Consider the following 17,823-nt stretch of genomic DNA (forward strand, 5'->3'; position numbering starts at 1 on the left):
TGGCGATGGCCCGCAGGATGCGCAGCTGATCAATAGTGAACGGAAGGTCCGCCATGGTTTGAACTCTAGGGTGCCATTTCCAGCCGTTTTCTCTGGTGGCCCCTTCCACATTGCACCAAAACAGCCTGCATAGCAGCAGCCTCGTAATGCTGGCCTTGCTTCTGGTGTTTGCGCTGCTCCACAGCGGCGGAGCTTCTTTGCGTACGTGGGGGGCCGCCCGCATTGGCGAACGGGCTTGGCGCCTACTGTTTGCCGCCATCAGCATCCCCTCAGCGGTGGTTTTGGTGGGTTACTTTCTGGCCCATCGCTACGACGGCCTACGGCTTTGGGATTTCCAAGGGCAGAGCTGGATTGTGCCCTTTGTGTGGGTGGGCACTGCCATCAGTTTTTTCTTTCTTTATCCCGCCACTTACAACCTGCTGGAGATTCCAGCTTTGTTGCAGCCAAAAGTGCGGCTCTATGCCAGCGGCGTTATCCGTATCAGCCGCCATCCCCAAGCGGTGGGGCAGGTGCTTTGGTGCCTCACCCATCTGCTTTGGATCGGCAGCAGTTTCATGGTGGTTACAAGTGCGGGGCTCATCGTCCACCATCTTTTTGCTGTTTGGAATGGCGACAGACGACTCAACGCCAGGTTTGGTGATGCGTTTGCTGAATTAAAGGCAAATACCTCGGTGCTGCCATTTCTAGCGGTGCTGGATGGGCGCCAAAAATTAGTGCTGGCTGAATTCCTGCGGCCAGCTCAGCTTGGTATCGCAATTGCGATTGGTTTGTTCTGGTTAGCGCACCGTTGGATTGGTTTAGGGGCCACCAGCTTTGCTCGCTCTGGAATTGGCCACTGGCTTCACTAGCGGTGCTGCCTACACTTCACACATTCGCCTGCCGTTCAGATGCCTTCGGCTGCCGAAGTTGCCTGGTTAATCCCCGTTTTGCCATTGGCGGGAGCTGTGCTGGTGGGCCTAGGGCTGATCAGTTTCAACCGCACAGTTAATCGTTTGCGAAAACCGGTAGCGGTATTGCTGCTCAGCAGCGTTGGCGCCTCTGGAGTTTTAAGTTTTGCCGTTTTAGCTGAACAGTTGCGGGGAGCTGCCCCCTATGAAGCCCTATTCAACTGGGCTAGCGCCGGTGATTTCAACCTGGAGATGGGCTTCAGGGTGGATCCCCTCGGCGCAGTGATGCTCGCGTTGGTAACCACCATCGCCGTTTTGGTGATGATTTATTCCCATGGCTACATGGCTCACGACAAAAGCTATGTACGTTTTTTCACATATCTCGCCTTATTTAGCAGCTCAATGCTGGCGCTAATAATTAGCCCAAACCTCCTTGAGATATATGTTTTTTGGGAATTAGTAGGGATGTGTTCATACCTTTTAGTGGGCTTCTGGTATGACAGAGAGGGGGCAGCCCACGCAGCCCAAAAAGCTTTTGTGGTGAATCGGGTTGGAGATTTTGGCCTGTTACTAGGGATTCTTGGTTTGTTTTGGGCTACTGGCAGTTTTGATTTCGAGGGGATCGCCACTGGCTTGAGTGCCGCTATGGCCGATGGCAGGGTGTCTGGCTTGGCTGCAACAGCTCTTTGTTTATTGGTGTTTATGGGCCCGATGGCGAAATCAGCCCAGTTCCCTTTGCATGTGTGGTTGCCTGATGCGATGGAGGGTCCTACTCCTATTTCCGCATTAATCCATGCGGCAACGATGGTGGCAGCAGGGGTGTTTTTGGTGGCGCGGCTTGAGCCCCTTTACAGCCTGTTCCCAGATGTGCAAACAGTTATTGCTGTTGTGGGCACGATCACCTGCTTCCTTGGCGCAACGATTGCCCTTACCCAGATGGATCTCAAAAAGGGTTTGGCTTACAGCACTGTGAGTCAGTTGGGTTACATGATGCTGGCCATGGGTTGCGGTGCACCGATCGCGGGCATGTTTCACCTTGTAACCCATGCCTTTTTTAAGGCGATGTTGTTTTTGGGTTCCGGTTCTGTAATCCATGCGATGGAAGAAGTGGTGGGCCACGAACCGGCTTTAGCTCAAGACATGCGCCTGATGGGGGGCTTAAGACGCACGATGCCGATCACAGCGATCACCTTTTTGATCGGTTGCGTTGCCATTAGTGGTATTCCCCCTTTGGCTGGCTTTTGGAGCAAAGACGAAATCTTGGGCCAAGCCTTTAACAGCTATCCCCTCCTGTGGGCAGTGGGTTTATTAACTGCCGGCATGACTGCTTTTTATATGTTTCGGCTCTATTTCCTCACCTTTGAGGGGCCTTTCCGCGGTGGCGATCTGCAGTTGCGCCAAGAACTATTGCTGGCATCAGGGAAACCAGCTGCTGCTGCCGCTGGCCATCACAGCAAAACCCATGAATCGGCCTGGCCGATGACCCTGCCTTTGGTGGTGCTGGCGGTGCCTTCAATCCTGATCGGCTTACTTGGCACCCCTTGGCATAGCCGCTTTGCCGCATTACTTGATCCAGAGGAAGCAGCGGAAATGGCTACCAAATTCAACTGGCCCGAATTTTTACCCTTAGCTGGAGCTTCTGTAGCAATTTCAGCAACCGGTATCGCTATCGCTGTGTTTGCCTATGCACTACACAAAATTGATCTGGCAACTGTTGTAGCGGCCCGATTCCCTCGCATCAATGCCTTCCTTGCCAATAAGTGGTATTTGGATGCCATCAACGAAAAGCTTTTTGTAAGAGGCAGCCGCAAGCTGGCAAAACAGGTGCTGGAGGTGGATGCCAAGGTGGTGGATGGGGTGGTGAATCTCACTGGTTTGTTAACCCTTGGCAGCGGAGAAGGGCTCAAATATTTCGAAACCGGCAGGGCTCAGTTCTATGCCCTGATCGTTTTTGGTGGTGTTATCGGCCTTGTGGTGATCTTTGGTTCCCTTGGCTAGAGCACTAGAAAGCTGAGCCCTGTGTGTGTCAAACCCAACCGGTGAATGCCAGGTTGGCACTTAATTTCTACACTCTCTCAAGACGCTGCCAAGGATCTGGACGCCTTTCCCTGGCTAACAACAGCCATTCTTTTGCCGATAACGGCCTCCCTGCTGATCTTTTTCATACCTGATCCAGGCGACGGCAAAGTTGTGCGCTGGTATGCCCTTGGGGTAACGCTCACAACCTTTCTGATCACAGTTGCCGCCTACCTACGGGGCTACGACCCCGATATCGCTGGCTTGCAGCTTTACCAGAGGGTTTCTTGGTTGCCCCAGCTGGGCTTGGGTTGGTCGGTGGGGGCAGACGGCCTTTCAATGCCCCTGATTCTGCTCACCAGCTTCATCACCACCCTTGCTTGCCTCGCGGCTTGGCCCGTTACGTTTAAGCCAAAGTTTTTCTTCTTTCTGCTACTGGCAATGGACGGCGGGCAGATCGCTGTTTTTGCTGTGCAAGACATGCTTCTATTCTTCCTTGCCTGGGAACTGGAGCTACTACCTGTTTATTTATTACTGGCGATTTGGGGAGGTAAGAAAAGACAATACGCCGCTACAAAATTCATTCTTTACACCGCCGGCAGTTCACTTTTTATCCTCTTAGTAGCGCTTGGCATGGCCTTTGCTGGTGGCGGTACCCCCAGCTTTGAATACAGCGAACTAGCAGCAAAACATCTGGGCACTGGCTTCCAATTGCTTTGCTACGGCGGGCTTCTGATTGCTTTTGGCGTAAAACTACCAATTGTGCCTCTGCACACCTGGCTGCCGGATGCCCATGGGGAAGCAACTGCACCAGTTCACATGTTGCTGGCTGGCATTTTGCTGAAAATGGGGGGATATGCATTATTTAGATTCAATGCTTCGATGTTCCCGGAAGCCCATGTGCAATTTGCACCTTTATTGGTGATATTAGGGGTGGTAAATATTATTTATGCAGCTCTCACTTCGTTTGCCCAACGCAACCTAAAACGCAAAATTGCCTATAGCTCCATCAGCCATATGGGTTTTGTGTTGATTGGAATAGGTAGTTTTTCTCCGCTTGCAGCAAGCGGCGCCATGTTGCAAATGGTGAGCCACGGCCTAATTGGTGCAAGCTTATTTTTCCTAGTGGGCGCCACCTACGACCGCATTCATACCTTGCAACTTGATGAGATGGGTGGGGTAGGCCAGAAGATGCGCAAGATGTTTGCGTTATGGACGATCTGCTGCCTTGCCTCTCTTGCCTTGCCTGGGATGAGTGGTTTTGTATCGGAATTAATGGTGTTTGTGGGCTTTGCCACAGACGAAGCCTACAGCCTTCCTTTTAGGATTGTCATTGATGGTGCCGCAGCAATTGGGGTGATTCTCACGCCTATTTATCTACTTTCAATGCTACGTGAAATATTCTTTGGCAAGGAAAATCCTGAATTAGCCAATACAAATATGGTAGATGCCGAGCCGCGCGAAATTTATATTATTTCCTGTTTGCTAGTGCCAATTATTGGAATTGGCCTCTATCCAAGATTAGTAACTGATACCTATAGGGCCACAATCGAGCAGTTAGTTGCTCGGGATGAATCAACAATGAAAGCGGTTAGTTCGCCTCCATTCCCTTTCCAGGTGGCACCAAAGCTCACTTAACGGTAAGGTCCGCCCAGTTGATTCAAACCCCTTTGACCCAGGCGGGGGATAGTGGGGCCCGGGTGGCCATTCGTTTGTTGCAGGATGCAGCAGAACGGGGCGATATCGACCCCTGGGATGTGGATGTGATCGCCGTAATAGATGGATTTTTAGATCAGCTACGCCTGAAACTTGAATTGCCGCGGCGGCTGGCGGCAGCTGGCGGCAGTTATGAACAAGATTTAGCTGAAAGCAGTGAAGCTTTCTTGGCGGCATCGGTATTGGTGTCTCTTAAAGCAGAACATCTCGAGCAGCGCACGTTTGCAGTGGAGCTTGCCCCCATCGAGGATGAGGATCTTTGCGACGGCCTCGATCTTGATGGTGCCTGGCCCCAGCAACTGCAACTGCCTGCAAAACCAGAACGCTTGCTGTTGCGGCGCACCGTGGCGCCTCCGCCGCTGCAACGGCCCGTAACCCTGGGGGAATTAATTCAGCAATTAGAAGATATCGCCACAAGGCTTGAGCAAGAGGGGCCTCGCCAAAGGCGTCAGGCACCAAAGCGCTATTCGGATCGAGAGGCCATTGCCCAGATCACAGCCCTTGCCCACCGCGAAAAATTGCCGGAAACTACCGCCGCCTTGAGCGTATTTCTTGGCGGCTGGGAACCGGGGCTGGATTGGGTTGATTTCGAGCAACTGGTACTCGCCTGGGGCGCAGCTGCCCCGCCGGATCTTGATAGCGACCGGGTGGGGGTGTTTTGGGCCCTGTTATTTCTTTGCTCCCAAGGGCGCGTAGATCTTGAACAAACGGGTCCGCAATTATTTGGCCCCTTGAAATTGCGTTGTTTATTCCAAGCAGCTGAAGGAGGCCAACGCCAATCGCCCTTGAAAGCTGTGGGGATAGGGTCAGCGCCGCAGCCGGCCTTTGAGCTGCAAGCGGCCTAGGCAAGCATTGATACGCTGCCTTGATCTAAGGGGTAGCCGCCATGAAGGCCATGATTTTGGCGGCGGGGAAAGGAACAAGGGTGCAGCCGATCACCTACACGATCCCGAAGCCGATGATTCCGATTCTGCAGAAGCCGGTAATGGAATTTCTGTTGGAATTATTACGCCAACACGGCTTTACAGAGGTGATGGTAAATGTGTCGCACCTCGCCGAAGAAATCGAGAATTACTTCCGCGATGGCCAGCGCTTTGGTGTGGAGATTGCCTACAGCTTTGAAGGCCGCATCGAAGATGGTGAATTGATTGGTGATGCCCTTGGTTCTGCTGGCGGCTTAAAAAAAATACAAAATTTTCAACGTTTTTTCGACGACACCTTTGTTGTGCTCTGCGGCGATGCCTTGATCGATCTAAATCTCAGTGAAGCGGTGCGGCGGCATCGCCAGAAAGGAGCACTGGCCTCACTCGTAACAAAACGGGTAGCTAAAGAACAGGTGAGCAGCTATGGAGTGGTAGTGACAGATGAGGAGGGCAGAGTAAAAGCATTCCAAGAGAAGCCCAGCACAGAAGAAGCATTAAGCGATGAAATTAATACAGGAATATATATTTTTGAGCCGGAAATATTTGATCATATTCCAAGCGATATCCCCTATGACATTGGAGCTGATTTATTTCCTAACTTAGTAGAAGAAGGTTTAGCATTTTATGCAATACCGATGGAATTTGAATGGGTTGATATCGGTAAAGTGCCCGATTACTGGCAGGCGATTAGATCTGTACTGCAGGGGGAGGTTAGGCAGGTAACAATTCCTGGCAAACAGGTTCGCCCTGGCATATATACCGGTTTAAATGTTGCAGCAAATTGGGATAAAATTCATGTTGAAGGCCCGGTATATGTGGGCGGCATGACAAAAATTGAAGACGGGGTAACAATTATTGGCCCTGCAATGATCGGCCCTAGTTGTCATATTTGCGCAGGGGCAACTATTGATAATTCAATTATCTTTGATTACTCCCGCATTGGCGCTGGGGTGCGACTTGTGGAAAAGCTGGTGTTTGGCCGCTACTGCGTTGATCGCAGTGGCGATCACATCGATGTACAAGAAGCAGCCCTTGATTGGTTGATTACCGATGCCCGCAGGCAGGATTTAGTGCAACCATCACCAGAGCAAAAGGCCTTAGCTGAATTGCTGGGTTCAGATCTCGGCAAGGCTTAAAACCTGCACCAAGCTCTCTTCCGCCTTGATCGCCATTAGGTGTACACCTTTTGCAATCTTGCAGTAGGTAGAAACTTGTTCAGCGGCGATTTTGATGCCCTCTTCCCGGGGATCTGCCGCCCCAGCCAGCCGATCGATTAATGCTGTGGGGATCTGGGCGCCTGGCACCACTCGATTAATAAAAGCTGCATTTTTTGCAGACTTCAACAAAAACACCCCTGCCAGCACTGGCAGCCCTAGGGGGTCTGCAATTTCAAGGCAAAAACGCTGCAGGGCATCTGCATCCATCACCATTTGGGTTTGCAGGAAACGAGCACCAGCGGCAGCTTTTCGCCGTACTCGGCTTTTAAGACCGCTCCAGCTGCTGGATTGAGGATCCGCGGCGGCACCGGCAAAAAGGTTGGTGCCGCCATCTGGCAACAGCTTGCCAAAAGGATCAAGCCCCAAATTAAGGGCCTGCACCTGCTGCAAAAGCCGCACCGATTCAAAATCAAATACCGGCCGCGCTTTGATTTGATTACCGGCCCGCACCGGATCACCGGTAAGACACAACACATTGCGTAGCCCTAAAGCCTGGGCGCCAAGCAAATCAGCCTGCAGCGCAATCCGATTTCGATCTCTACAGCCAAGCTGCAGCACTGGCTCCAAGTCACGATCCTGCAGCAATTTGCATAGGGCAATGCTTGCCATACGCATCACCGCCCGGCTGCCATCGGTAACGTTGAAAGCCTGCACCAAACCCCGCAATGCCTCTGCTGCTGCCAGTGACCTACTGGGATCTGCCCCTAAGGGTGGGGTGATTTCAGCGCTGATTACAGGGCCAGGGCCAGCGAGGGCCTGCTCAAAACTTATGGCCATACCGGCGCTTTTGTAACCCCTATATCTGAGATATCTTCCCAGGCTGCCTACACTGCTGAAGCATCGCTGGGGCGCAAACTATGGACGCCCATCTCTCAGAAAGGGAGCTGGAAATCATCGAGCTGGTGGCGGCAGAACTCACCAACCAAGAAATCGGTGCGCGGCTTTCAATTAGTAAACGCACAGTTGATAACCACGTGAGCAATATCTTTACAAAAACCGGTTCCCGCAATCGCGTTGGCCTCGTTAATTGGGCCTTGAGCAATGGCAAGATTTGCCACGATGGCTTTAATTGCTGCAACCTTCCCAAGGCTTAAGCAGTTTTAAGGCCTAGGCTGTTTTAAGGCCTTGATAATGCTGCATACAATTGCTTGAAATGGGCCTGCTGCTGGCGATGGCTCACTAAAGCTTCTGGGTAGCCGCGCGATTCCAAGGGGGCGATTTCACCACTTAGTAAATCCGCCGTATTCACATGTTGCAGTTCAGGCAACCAGCGGCGGATATAAACAGCTTCTGAATCAAATTTGCGCGCTTGGGTGGCTGGATTAAAAATTCGTAGCGGTTTTGGATCCATCCCACTACTGGCACTCCATTGCCAGCCTCCATTATTGGCGGCCAGATCACCATCCACCTCAAGGGCCATAAACCAGGCCTCACCAAAACGCCAATCACAGATCAAATCTTTCACTAAAAAAGAAGCCACGATCATGCGGCAGCGATTGTGCATAAACCCGGTTTGCGCAAGTTCCCGCATCGCAGCATCAACAATTGGCACTCCGGTTAAGCCCTGTTTCCATGCCTCCAGCCATTCAGGCTTGTTTTCCCAGGGAAATTGGCGCCATAGGGGCCGATAAGGGCCATCGGCAAGGCTTGGAAAGTGAAACAAAGCTTGCTGGTAAAACTCACGCCAAGCCAGCTCCTGCTGCCACACCCGAATCGATTGGCGTTGTTCGTCGCTGCGGCAAATTTGCAAGCTTTCCAAACTGGCGGCCCAAGCGGTGCGTGGGCTGAGGCTGCCTGTGCGCAATGCAGCGCTGAGTTGGGACGTGCCCCCATCGGCTGGCAAATTGCGGCCTTCTTCATAGCTATGCAGAGCCCCATCAGCAAATCGCTGCAATTGCAAAAGAGCTGCTGCTTCTCCAGGTAGGCAAGGGCAAATACCAGCGCCATCCCATGCTTCCAAATCAACTGTGGCCGTTTGCGGCAATGGCGGCACCGCTGCCTCAATGGCCGTAATTTCTGCGGCTGTGAGATCAAATAAACCACTTGGGGCAGCCACAGGCGCTGCTTTTGGTTGTTGTTGCCATACCCGCCAGTAGGGGCCATAAACGCGATAAGGATCACCAGCGCCGGTGCGTAATCGCTCAGGCGGCACCAGCAATTGATCCCAATCAGCTGCCACCTTGCAACCCTGGCCCTGCAGTGCTTTTGCGAGGGCTTGATCGCGCTGCCGCACCAGCGGTTCCACATCACGGTTCCAGGCCACCCCCTCCACCGCAAGGAGCTGGGCTAAGCGGGGCAGCAATATCAGCGGATCACCCTTCAGTAGAAGCAAACGGCTGCCTGCTTGCAGCCAGCGCTGTTGCAATTCCCGCAGGCTTTCGAGCAAAAACCAACGGCGCCCTGGCGCCATGCTGGGATGCTGCAACTCAGCTGGATCCAGCACGAAAACGCCTGCAAGAGCTGGATTGTTTAGTGCAGTAGCCGCAAGCCCCAAATTGTCTGAAAGGCGCAGATCACGGCGATGCCAAAACAACCAACGGCAAAATGCATCGGCCATTAGTGCAACCCCAAGAGTTGTTTGGCCCGAAACCAGGCGGTAACACTTTTGCCATCAAGCGGTTCATCACCACTGGCAAGGGCTGCATCCAATTGGGCAGGAGTGAGCAGAAGCACTTCAATATCTTCATCGTGGTCTGCCGCAACAGGGCTAGGCAACGGCTGCAATTGCCGGGCTAAAAACAAGTGAATTACTTCATCGGAATAACCGGGGCAGGGCAGCAGCAAACCAAGGGAATCCCAGCGCGCCGCGCTGTAACCAGCCTCCTCCCCTAATTCCCGTGCCATCGCTGCCTGAGGTTCTTCCCCCACCTCCAATGTGCCAGCTGGAAATTCCAGAATGCGCTGCTGCACTGCAAATCGATATTGGCGCAACAGCACCACCCGGCCATCTGCCAACACCGGCACAGCTAAAGATGCTCCAGGGTGCTTGATGCAGCCGTAAGTGCCCTCCACCCCAAGGGGTAAGCGCAGATGCTGGATTTCCATGCGCAGCTTGCGCACAGCAAGGGTTGCGATGGTGTCAAGCAATTCGGCTGGTTCCGGGGCTGGGATGGGGGCCAAGGATTTAAAACTCGCTTTTTGCTTGTAATGCCATTTTGGCGATTAATTGGGCCAAAGCGCTGCTGGGGGCAACCGCTGCGGTGCAGGTTCGCTGCAATTTAATAAAAGTGCTTCGAGCAGTTCCTGCGCCGTTTTTTCTTGGCCAGGGGGCTTAAGGGCAGGATCAAGGGCTGCTAGTGGTTCGAGCACAAAGCGACGCCCCCAAAGCCGCGGATGGGGCAGCTGCAAGTTGGCTGTATTGCGTTGCTCATTGCCGCACCACAAAAGATCAAGATCCAGGCTGCGGGGCCCCCAGGGCACCAGCCGTTCCCTGCCTGCAGCCGCCTCCAGCCGTTGCAATTCCAGCAACAACTGCTCACAACTACCAAGCCAGTGCAACAGCGCCACCCCATTTAAAAACGCGGGTTGGCCAGCGGGCCCGCCCACCGCTGCAGTGCGAAATAGGGGAGAACAGCGCAAAGAACCAGGTTGGGCGAGGGCATCTAGCCCCAGCCGAGCTGCACCGAGAAGGGCAAGGCAATCGCCAAGATTGCTACCAAGGGCAATAGCGGCTGAGAACACCTAGATCAAACTTGTTCTCTTCCTCATACAACAGCGGCCAAGCTGCGATGCTGGAGGGGATTTTGGGCCCTATGTCCGCCCTACCTTCCACCGCTAACCAGGTATTTCCCCTGGCGGCTGTAACCGGCCATCCCACATTGAAATTGGCGCTGCTTCTAGCAGCTGTTGATCCCGGATTAGGCGGGGTTGTAATAGCTGGCGGCCGCGGCACCGGCAAATCAGTGCTGGCAAGGGGCCTGCATGCGCTTTTGCCTGCGATCGAAATTATTGATGGCAGTTTCAACGCCGAACCCGATGGCGAGCAACCAAGCATGGTGATCCCAGCCCCATTTGTGCAAGTGCCCTTGGGGGTAACAGAAGATCGCCTGGTGGGATCTGTAGATGTAACCCGCTCTTTAGCGGAAGGCAAAACGTTGTTTCAACCGGGGTTACTGGCAGAAGCCCATAGAGGCGTGCTTTATATCGATGAAATAAATCTGTTGGATTTAAACGCTTTAAATCTGCTGCTAGCGGCCGTGGGTTCGGGTCTTAACCAAGTGGAACGGGAGGGTTTGAGTGTGTCCCATCCCTGCAAGCCCCTATTGATTGCCACCTTCAATCCAGAAGAGGGGGCAATGGCCGATCATCTGCTGGATCGATTTGCAATTGCTCTTTGCGCTGATCAAACAGTAAGCACAGCAGAGCGAGTTTTAATCACAGAAACTGCGATCGATTACGCCGAAAACAGCACTGCTTTTCGCCGCAAATGGCAGGAGGAAAGCGATGCAATTGCCACTCAATTGCTGTTGGCTCGCCAGTGGTTGCCAGATGTAGCCATCAGCAATGCTCAAATCACTTATCTGGTGCAAGAAGCGCTGATAGGCGGAGTGGTGGGGCACCGCGCTGAGTTGTATGCCCTGCGGGTGGCAAAAGCCCATGCCGCCCTTGATGGCCGCAACGTTGTGGATGCAGAAGATCTGCAATTAGCGGTGCGGCTAGTGATCGCGCCGCGGGCAAAACTTTCAGCTCCATCCCAAGAAACACCACCCGATCAACAACCTCCTCAAGAGCCACAACCTTCAAGCGAAAATCAAGCCGAGAACCAGCCAGATCACCAAGAAGAGAACCAAGCAGAAAGCCAGGCAGAAAACGAAGGTGGGGATTCTGAAAACAACCAAGATGAGAACCCTGAATCAGCCGATTCCCCCCCTGCTGTGCCGGAGGAATTCATGCTGGATGCTGAATCAATAGCGCTCGATCCAGAATTACTTTCGTTTCAAGCTGCAAAAAGCAAAGCAGCAAGAAGCGGTTCAAGAGGTTTAGTGCTGAGCAATAACCGCGGCCGCTACGTGCGACCTGTAATACCAAGGGGGCCCGGCGGCCGTATCGCCGTTGATGCCACCTTGCGGGCAGCGGCGCCATACCAAAAAAGCCGCAGGGAACGCTTCCCAGGCCGCAAGTTGATTGTGGAGGAGGTGGACATAAGGGCAAAACAATTGCAACGTAAAGCTGGGGCCCTAGTTATTTTTCTCGTGGATGCGAGCGGCTCGATGGCTCTTAATCGCATGCAAAGCGCAAAAGGAGCGGTGCTGCGCTTGTTAACGGAGGCCTACGAAAACCGCGATGAGGTGGCCTTAATTCCGTTTAGAGGCGAACAAGCCGAGGTGTTGCTGCCTCCCACCCGCTCGATCACCGCAGCTAAACGCCGCCTAGAAACCATGGCTTGCGGAGGTGGCTCACCCCTCGCCCATGGCTTAGCTCAAGCAGCAAAGGTGGGGGCAAATGCTTTGCAAAGTGGTGATTTATCCCAGGTGGTGGTGGTAGCAATTACTGATGGCAGGGGCAATGTGCCTTTGGGGCGTTCCCTGGGGCTACCAGAACCAGAAGTAACAGTTGATCTAAAACAAGAACTTAAGGAGGTGGCAGGGCGTTACCGGCTGCTGGGCTTAAAACTCTTAGTAATAGATACCGAACGCAAATTCATTGGCAGTGGCATGGGTAAAGAACTGGCAGAAGCAGCTGGCGGCCGATATGTGCAATTACCAAAAGCGAGCGATCAGGCAATTGCAGCAATTGCCCTGGAAGCACTAAATCGATAAATATTCAAAATAGAATTAGCTATGTATTTATCATTTGATCGGCTTGCGGATCTCTGGATATAATTCATCAAAAAACTTTCCGAGGCCTACAGTTACGCTGCGCATTCCATTAACAAAATTTGGATCGCCGCTAAGTTTTTGCACATCTCCACCAATCGCATCAATGCGGCGGGTGAGCTGCTCGGCGTTAGAAAGTGTGCGCTTTAGTTCATTAATAGTTTGAGGATTATCAAAAGCAGACACAATATTATTAGTGTGCTTTAAAGTAGAATTAGCTTGAGCGGTGGCTAGTTTTAGATCTTTTATCAATGGATCCGCCTCCTTTATCGCTTTTTGGAGCTGTAAAACCAATGTATTTCCACTAGCAAGTACTAGATCAGCACGTTTTGCTGTAACTCCAAATGCTTTTGATGTTTTACTTACTTCGGTGAGGGTAATCGCCCCCTTACCGATCAAGTTTTCTTTCTCTGCTTTTGCCAATAGGTTTTGCATCATTCCCATCACTGCGTTGAGGCTGGGGGTAGCAGTTCCATGCACCAAGCCGTTTGCGCAAACAATCAAGCTGGGATCACAATTGCTATCTAGGGGTAGGCCACTTCTAGATAACGACCTCGAGATTTGTTCGGGTGAATTGTTATCTAATAAGCTGCTTTCCAGTGCAACTATGGACTCACCGCCAAGCAATGAACCGCTGCGCACCTGAGCCGTAATCGGCCGTGGCAATAGCAATTGAGGATTGTTGATCTGAGCGTTCACCAAAACGCTCCCCCCTTGGACCGTAACGCTATTTACAGAGCCCACTTGCACTCCCCTAAAAGTGACGCTGCTTCTGGGGGCAAGGCCTGCAGCATCAGCAAATCGCAGCCGGATTGGCCAACTTTTTTTGCCAAAAACCACTCCAGATAACCAAAACCACAGCCCCACCCCACCGGCTATTGCTGCCAGAAGTGAAAAACCGATACTTGCTTCTTTAACGCTTCTACGCATCGCTTAATTACAGCTCTTTTGGTTGCATGGGTCCTGTAAGGCTACCGGTTCTGAACTGAACCACAAAAGGATCATCACTGCATTTAAATGCTTCTATTGATCCCTGCCAGCGCAATTCGGCTTCGTAAAGCAAAACCACCCGTTCTGCGGCCCGTTCGATCGTGCTTAAAACGTGGCTCACCACCACAGAAGTGCCCTTAGCAAGGTGAGTGGTGGTAACCATTAAATCTTCGAGGCGGGTGGAAGCCATCGGATCAAGCCCTGCGGTGGGTTCATCGAAGAGCAACAAGGGAAAATCTTGGCCAGAGCCTGGATCATCCACCATGGCGCGGGCGAAACTAACCCGTTTTTGCATCCCACCGGATAGTTCAGCCGGCATCATGTCTTCTGTGCCCGCTAATCCAACAGCTTCAAGGCAGCGAGCCACCCTGCTACGGATTTCTGCTTCAGCGTGGGAACCATCGCGGTAAAGCAAAAAACCAACATTTTGCAGCACCGAAAGGGAGGCAAGTAAGGCTGGATTTTGCGAAACCAATCTCACATCAGGGGGACTGTTTTGATCTAGGCGTAAATAGCGCTGCAGCTCACCAAAAAGCAGCAAATCGCCATCAGTTGGCATTTCCAAGCCGGCCAGCATTCGCAAAATTGTGGTTTTTCCTGCGCCGGATGGGCCCACAATTGCCAAGCTCTCCCCTGGCAGCAATTGCAAATGCAGATCAGAAAGGATCCTCCGATTACCCCGGTTCAAGCTCACCCCGCGTAACTCCACCACCGGCGAGCTGGAATGATTTATGGGGAATCGGGCATTACTCATCTAAGTAAGGTGAATACATGGGACAACCCGCCGGCGAACATAATCACCGCCGCGACGAACTGGTGAAGCGCTCAAGGCGCGCGGTGCAGTGGCTGCAACCGGGTCTTGTGGTGAAGCGCTGGGTGCTCACCTCAGCCCTAGGGCTGGTTATGGCCCTATTGGGTGCAGCCATCTGGGCAGACCTTAAACCTATCTACTGGACAATCACAGCAATCGAAACTTTGTTGCGCTCCCTGGCGGGGGCCGGTGGTGGTTTTACAGGACCCCTGGTGCTTCTGCTGGGAGCCGCAATGATTTTAATAGGCCAGAGCCGCAGTTTTAGCTCAATTCAACGGGCACTGGCACCCCATCAAAACGAAACCGCTCTGGTGGATGCCTTGGTGGCCCAGCGGCGCTTAAACCGAGGCCCAAATATCGTGGCAATCGGTGGTGGCACTGGTCTTTCCACCTTATTGAGCGGCTTAAAGCGCTATAGCGGCAATCTCACCGCAATCGTTACGGTGGCTGATGATGGAGGGAGTAGTGGCATTTTGCGGCGTGAGCTGGGGGTGCAACCCCCAGGCGATATCCGCAACTGCTTAGCGGCCCTTGCCCGGGAAGAACCCCTACTAACCAAGCTTTTTCAATACCGCTTCACCGCTGGTAGTGGCCTTGAAGGCCATAGTTTTGGCAATTTATTTATCTCAGCTCTCACCGCCATCACCGGCAGCCTTGAAACAGCAATTACCGCCAGTAGCAAGGTGCTTGCGGTGCAGGGGCAAGTGGTGCCAGCCACCAGCTCCGATGTGCGCCTCTGGGCTGAATTAGAGGATGGTCGCCGGCTTGAAGGCGAATCGAATATCGGCAAGGCCGATAGCCCCATCGTGCGGCTTGGTTGCACGCCATCACGGCCAGCTGCATTACCTCGAGCCCTTGAAGCGATTGCACAGGCAGATTTAATCGTGCTGGGCCCCGGCAGCCTCTACACCTCGTTGCTGCCAAATTTGCTTGTGCCCCAATTGGTAGAAGCGATCGGCCGCTCGCAAGCACCCCGCCTATACATCTGCAACTTAATGACTCAACCCGGTGAAACAGATGGCCTTGATGTGGCCGGCCATCTCAGGGCGATAGAAGCTCAACTTGCCACCCATGGGGTGCAGGGGCGTTTATTTGATGCGGTACTCGCCCAAGAGGCTCTTGCAAGTGGGCCAGAGCTCAACTACTACCGCGCCCGCGGCGCGGAACCGGTGCATTGCGAGGTAAAGCAATTAAAAAAGCAGGGCTATGTAGTGATGCTGGCTTCTATGCAAGGCAAGCAACAACGCAGTGCTGGGCGCGCAAGCAGAGGCACCTTGCGCCATGAACCGCGAAGCTTGGCCCTTGCAGTGATGCGTTTTTATCGCAACAGCCAAAAAAATAAATCTAATTAATGGGCATCTTGGAGTTCATAGAAATCGGGTTGCACATAATCTTTCCGAAGAGGATAACCAACCCAATCTTCTGGCATTAATAAACGCTTCGGCAGAGGATGGCCGCTGTAAGTAATACCAAACATATCGAAGCATTCCCGCTCTTGCCAATCAGCACCACGGTAAAGGGGATAAAGAGATGGCACAGTTAGATCACCGCTGCGGGGCAAACTCACCTCAAGACGCACTTCAATAGTGCTATGGCCATCACTATTACCAAGCTGAGCTAAATGATAAAAACTCACTAGGTTTTTACCAGGACCTTCGTCGTAGGCACCTTGCACTTGCAAATAGTCGAAACCTTTGGCCTTAAGGGCGGCTGCCACTAGGGGCAAAACCGCTGGGTCAACGCCAATGCGCTCGATACCAAGGTGATCTGCGGCCAAAAGCTGGGTGGCGAAACCCTGTTGCTGCAACCATTCCGCAAAGGGGCCGGGGCTGAGATCAGTCATGGTTGAGCCGCTGCTGCGATGGGTTCAGGAGTGGTTTTAGGGGCGGAGATTGTTAAATCGAGTGGAGATACTGCTTCTGCTGCCGCAAGGGCTAGTTTTTGTGATTCTGCTCGCAGGTAGCGCCCGTCGATGATTGGTTCTACCGCAGTCATGCGGTGGGAAACAGTGGAATAACGGTGTGTTGGTAACAAACGACCCCGTTCTTGCAGGGCTTCATTACCAACTTTTTTGCGCAATTTGATCACCGCATCAAAAATCGCCTCTGGCCGTGGCGGGCAGCCCGGTAGATATAAATCCACTGGAATTAATTTATCTACCCCGCGCACAGCTGTGGTGGAATCAGCTGAAAACATGCCTCCGGTGATAGTGCATGCCCCCATGGCAATTACGTATTTAGGTTCTGGCATCTGTTCATATAAACGCACCAACGCGGGTGCCATTTTCATTGTTACGGTGCCCGCCACGATGATTAAATCGGCTTGGCGGGGGCTTGAGCGGGGCACTAAACCGAAACGATCAAAATCAAATCTTGAGCCGATCAACGCAGCAAATTCAATAAAACAACATGCGGTGCCATAAAGCAGCGGCCACAGGCTGCTGAGGCGGGCCCAGTTGTGCAAATCATCAAGGCTGGTGAGAATCACATTCTCGGAAAGGCCAGTGGTGATTTCAGGGGCACCAACGGGTCCGCAACTGGCTGCCCTGAGATCTCTCAAAGCATCTATAGATGATGGGGTTTGGTTGTTTGTCACACTCAGCTCCATTCGAGGGCGCCCTTGCGCCAGGCATAGGCCAGGGCCACTAACAATATGGCAATAAAAATGAGCGCTTCAATGAAAGCGAGCAAGCCAAGGCGACTAAAAGCCACGGCCCAGGGGTAAAGAAATACGGTTTCCACATCGAATATCACAAATACCAACGCAAACATGTAATAGCGAATGTTGAATTGGATCCAAGCGCCACCCACAGGCTCCATGCCTGATTCATAGGTAAGCAAGCGCTCACCGCTGCGGGATTTAGGGGCCACCAGTTTATTGGTGACAAGTGCCAGCACCGGCACTGCCGCTGCAATAAGCAAAAACCCCAAAAAGGCGTCGTAGCCAGGAAGAACAAACATGCCTGAGGGCTACTCAGATTTAATTCAACCAGTGTGGCACCGTTGCCGCAGCAGCGGCTCGATAGAGTCGGTATCCGTATTGGGCTGTTGCCATGGATAACCCCGAAATAGATAGCCCCGAAATTGTTGCTCCAGAATTGGTTGTTCCAGAAACTGTTGTTCCAGAAACTGTTGTTCCAGAAAGCGATCCAGATACCCACCGCTTTGAATGCCGCAGCTGCGGCTTTGTTTACGACCCAGAAGAAGGGGTAAAAAAACTCGGTATCGAGGTAAATACGCCATTCAGCGCAATTGATCCACGCCGTTTCCGTTGCCCGGTGTGTCGCAGCCCGGTGGGTGCTTTCCGCGATATCGGCCCCCGCAACAAACCAAGCGGCTTTGAAGAAAATCTTAAATTTGGCTTTGGCGTAAATAAGCTCACTCCAGGCCAAAAAAACGTATTGATTTTTGGTGGCTTCGCCTTAGCTGTTGCTTTTTTCTTATCTCT

Annotated in this window: 18 protein-coding genes; 9 read left to right on the forward strand and 9 right to left on the reverse strand. The window is 52.6% G+C overall.

Annotated features, from left to right (window positions below; all coding sequences use genetic code 11):
* Positions 1-146: 146 nt before the first annotated feature.
* From AC2JC8_RS06490 to AC2JC8_RS06510, 5 genes are all read left to right on the forward strand, one after another.
* Positions 147-848: an NnrU family protein gene (locus AC2JC8_RS06490; protein ID WP_484594397.1), complete on the forward strand. Its 702-nt coding sequence runs from the start codon at positions 147-149 to the stop codon at positions 846-848.
* A 39-nt stretch (positions 849-887) separates the two neighbouring features.
* Entirely contained in the window at positions 888-2,885 is a 1,998-nt protein-coding gene (locus AC2JC8_RS06495) for an NAD(P)H-quinone oxidoreductase subunit 5 (protein WP_484594390.1), read from the forward strand.
* A 96-nt stretch (positions 2,886-2,981) separates the two neighbouring features.
* The gene (locus tag AC2JC8_RS06500) at positions 2,982-4,541 is read left to right on the forward strand and encodes an NAD(P)H-quinone oxidoreductase subunit 4 (protein ID WP_484400354.1); all 1,560 of its coding nucleotides are present in this window, start codon (positions 2,982-2,984) and stop codon (positions 4,539-4,541) included.
* Between the two features lie 17 nt (positions 4,542-4,558).
* Entirely contained in the window at positions 4,559-5,464 is a 906-nt protein-coding gene (locus AC2JC8_RS06505) for a segregation/condensation protein A (RefSeq protein ID WP_484594391.1), read from the forward strand.
* 41 nt (positions 5,465-5,505) lie between these two features.
* Positions 5,506-6,678 (forward strand): sugar phosphate nucleotidyltransferase, encoded by a 1,173-nt coding sequence (locus tag AC2JC8_RS06510; protein ID WP_484420007.1) that lies wholly within the window; start codon positions 5,506-5,508, stop codon positions 6,676-6,678.
* Here the strand turns inward: AC2JC8_RS06510 and AC2JC8_RS06515 are convergent.
* Entirely contained in the window at positions 6,658-7,536 is an 879-nt protein-coding gene (locus tag AC2JC8_RS06515; RefSeq protein ID WP_484420006.1) for a methylenetetrahydrofolate reductase, read from the reverse strand. The genes AC2JC8_RS06510 and AC2JC8_RS06515 overlap by 21 nt on opposite strands.
* Before the next feature lie 80 nt (positions 7,537-7,616).
* On the opposite strand from AC2JC8_RS06515, the gene pedR reads away from it, so the two are divergent.
* Positions 7,617-7,853: a photosynthetic electron transport-dependent transcriptional regulator PedR gene (gene pedR, locus AC2JC8_RS06520; protein WP_255133304.1), complete on the forward strand. Its 237-nt coding sequence runs from the start codon at positions 7,617-7,619 to the stop codon at positions 7,851-7,853.
* A 23-nt stretch (positions 7,854-7,876) separates the two neighbouring features.
* Here the strand turns inward: pedR and AC2JC8_RS06525 are convergent, their stop codons facing one another.
* The 3 genes from AC2JC8_RS06525 to folK are packed head-to-tail and all read right to left on the reverse strand — an operon-like array spanning position 7,877 to position 10,440.
* Positions 7,877-9,316, reverse strand: coding sequence for a cryptochrome/photolyase family protein (locus AC2JC8_RS06525; RefSeq protein WP_484594392.1), 1,440 nt, complete (start codon positions 9,314-9,316; stop codon positions 7,877-7,879).
* Positions 9,316-9,879 (reverse strand): NUDIX hydrolase, encoded by a 564-nt coding sequence (locus tag AC2JC8_RS06530; RefSeq protein ID WP_295533692.1) that lies wholly within the window; start codon positions 9,877-9,879, stop codon positions 9,316-9,318. Before AC2JC8_RS06530 ends, AC2JC8_RS06525 begins: the two co-directional genes overlap by 1 nt.
* 42 nt (positions 9,880-9,921) lie before the next feature.
* On the reverse strand, positions 9,922-10,440 hold the full coding sequence (folK, locus tag AC2JC8_RS06535) for a 2-amino-4-hydroxy-6-hydroxymethyldihydropteridine diphosphokinase (RefSeq protein WP_484420004.1): 519 nt from the start codon (positions 10,438-10,440) through the stop codon (positions 9,922-9,924).
* Positions 10,441-10,511: 71 nt separating this feature from the next.
* On the opposite strand from folK, the gene bchD reads away from it, so the two are divergent.
* Positions 10,512-12,518, forward strand: a complete 2,007-nt coding sequence (gene bchD / locus AC2JC8_RS06540) for a magnesium chelatase ATPase subunit D (RefSeq protein WP_484594393.1) — start codon at positions 10,512-10,514, stop codon at positions 12,516-12,518.
* 30 nt (positions 12,519-12,548) lie between these two features.
* On the opposite strand, the gene AC2JC8_RS06545 is transcribed toward bchD, so the two are convergent.
* Both AC2JC8_RS06545 and AC2JC8_RS06550 read right to left on the reverse strand, forming a co-directional pair.
* The gene (locus AC2JC8_RS06545) at positions 12,549-13,505 is read right to left on the reverse strand and encodes an MlaD family protein (protein WP_484420001.1); all 957 of its coding nucleotides are present in this window, start codon (positions 13,503-13,505) and stop codon (positions 12,549-12,551) included.
* Positions 13,506-13,512: 7 nt separating this feature from the next.
* Positions 13,513-14,319, reverse strand: coding sequence for an ABC transporter ATP-binding protein (locus AC2JC8_RS06550; protein ID WP_484400340.1), 807 nt, complete (start codon positions 14,317-14,319; stop codon positions 13,513-13,515).
* Positions 14,320-14,336: 17 nt separating this feature from the next.
* On the opposite strand from AC2JC8_RS06550, the gene AC2JC8_RS06555 reads away from it, so the two are divergent.
* A complete protein-coding gene (locus tag AC2JC8_RS06555) occupies positions 14,337-15,728 on the forward strand; it encodes a gluconeogenesis factor YvcK family protein (RefSeq protein ID WP_484400341.1) in 1,392 nt (463 codons plus the stop codon).
* On the opposite strand, the gene AC2JC8_RS06560 is transcribed toward AC2JC8_RS06555, so the two are convergent.
* From AC2JC8_RS06560 to AC2JC8_RS06570, 3 genes are read right to left on the reverse strand one after another with little or no spacing between them, the layout of a single operon-like run.
* On the reverse strand, positions 15,725-16,219 hold the full coding sequence (locus AC2JC8_RS06560; RefSeq protein ID WP_484400343.1) for an NAD(P)H-quinone oxidoreductase subunit J: 495 nt from the start codon (positions 16,217-16,219) through the stop codon (positions 15,725-15,727). The genes AC2JC8_RS06555 and AC2JC8_RS06560 overlap by 4 nt on opposite strands.
* A complete protein-coding gene (gene nuoB, locus AC2JC8_RS06565; protein WP_484420021.1) occupies positions 16,216-16,944 on the reverse strand; it encodes an NADH-quinone oxidoreductase subunit NuoB in 729 nt (242 codons plus the stop codon). The genes AC2JC8_RS06560 and nuoB overlap by 4 nt, the downstream gene beginning before the upstream one ends.
* Before the next feature lie 29 nt (positions 16,945-16,973).
* Complete coding sequence (locus AC2JC8_RS06570) at positions 16,974-17,336, reverse strand: NAD(P)H-quinone oxidoreductase subunit 3 (protein ID WP_255133268.1); 363 nt, start codon at positions 17,334-17,336, stop codon at positions 16,974-16,976.
* Positions 17,337-17,428: 92 nt separating this feature from the next.
* Here AC2JC8_RS06570 and AC2JC8_RS06575 point away from each other — a divergent pair.
* A partial coding sequence (locus tag AC2JC8_RS06575; protein WP_484594394.1) for a rubredoxin occupies positions 17,429-17,823 on the forward strand: 395 nt, incomplete at its 3' end.

The sequence above is a fragment of the Synechococcus sp. genome (assembly GCF_982614295.1).

Coding starts and splice junctions, on each gene's coding strand:
- AC2JC8_RS06490 (WP_484594397.1), top strand. CDS start 147: ATGCTGGCCTTGCTTCTGGTGTTTGCGCTGCTCCACAGCGGCGGAGCT.
- AC2JC8_RS06495 (WP_484594390.1), top strand. CDS start 888: ATGCCTTCGGCTGCCGAAGTTGCCTGGTTAATCCCCGTTTTGCCATTG.
- AC2JC8_RS06510 (WP_484420007.1), top strand. CDS start 5,506: ATGAAGGCCATGATTTTGGCGGCGGGGAAAGGAACAAGGGTGCAGCCG.
- AC2JC8_RS06515 (WP_484420006.1), bottom strand. CDS start 7,536: ATGGCCATAAGTTTTGAGCAGGCCCTCGCTGGCCCTGGCCCTGTAATC.
- pedR (WP_255133304.1), top strand. CDS start 7,617: ATGGACGCCCATCTCTCAGAAAGGGAGCTGGAAATCATCGAGCTGGTG.
- AC2JC8_RS06525 (WP_484594392.1), bottom strand. CDS start 9,316: ATGGCCGATGCATTTTGCCGTTGGTTGTTTTGGCATCGCCGTGATCTG.
- bchD (WP_484594393.1), top strand. CDS start 10,512: ATGTCCGCCCTACCTTCCACCGCTAACCAGGTATTTCCCCTGGCGGCT.
- AC2JC8_RS06545 (WP_484420001.1), bottom strand. CDS start 13,505: ATGCGTAGAAGCGTTAAAGAAGCAAGTATCGGTTTTTCACTTCTGGCA.
- AC2JC8_RS06550 (WP_484400340.1), bottom strand. CDS start 14,319: ATGAGTAATGCCCGATTCCCCATAAATCATTCCAGCTCGCCGGTGGTG.
- AC2JC8_RS06555 (WP_484400341.1), top strand. CDS start 14,337: ATGGGACAACCCGCCGGCGAACATAATCACCGCCGCGACGAACTGGTG.
- AC2JC8_RS06560 (WP_484400343.1), bottom strand. CDS start 16,219: ATGACTGATCTCAGCCCCGGCCCCTTTGCGGAATGGTTGCAGCAACAG.
- AC2JC8_RS06570 (WP_255133268.1), bottom strand. CDS start 17,336: ATGTTTGTTCTTCCTGGCTACGACGCCTTTTTGGGGTTTTTGCTTATT.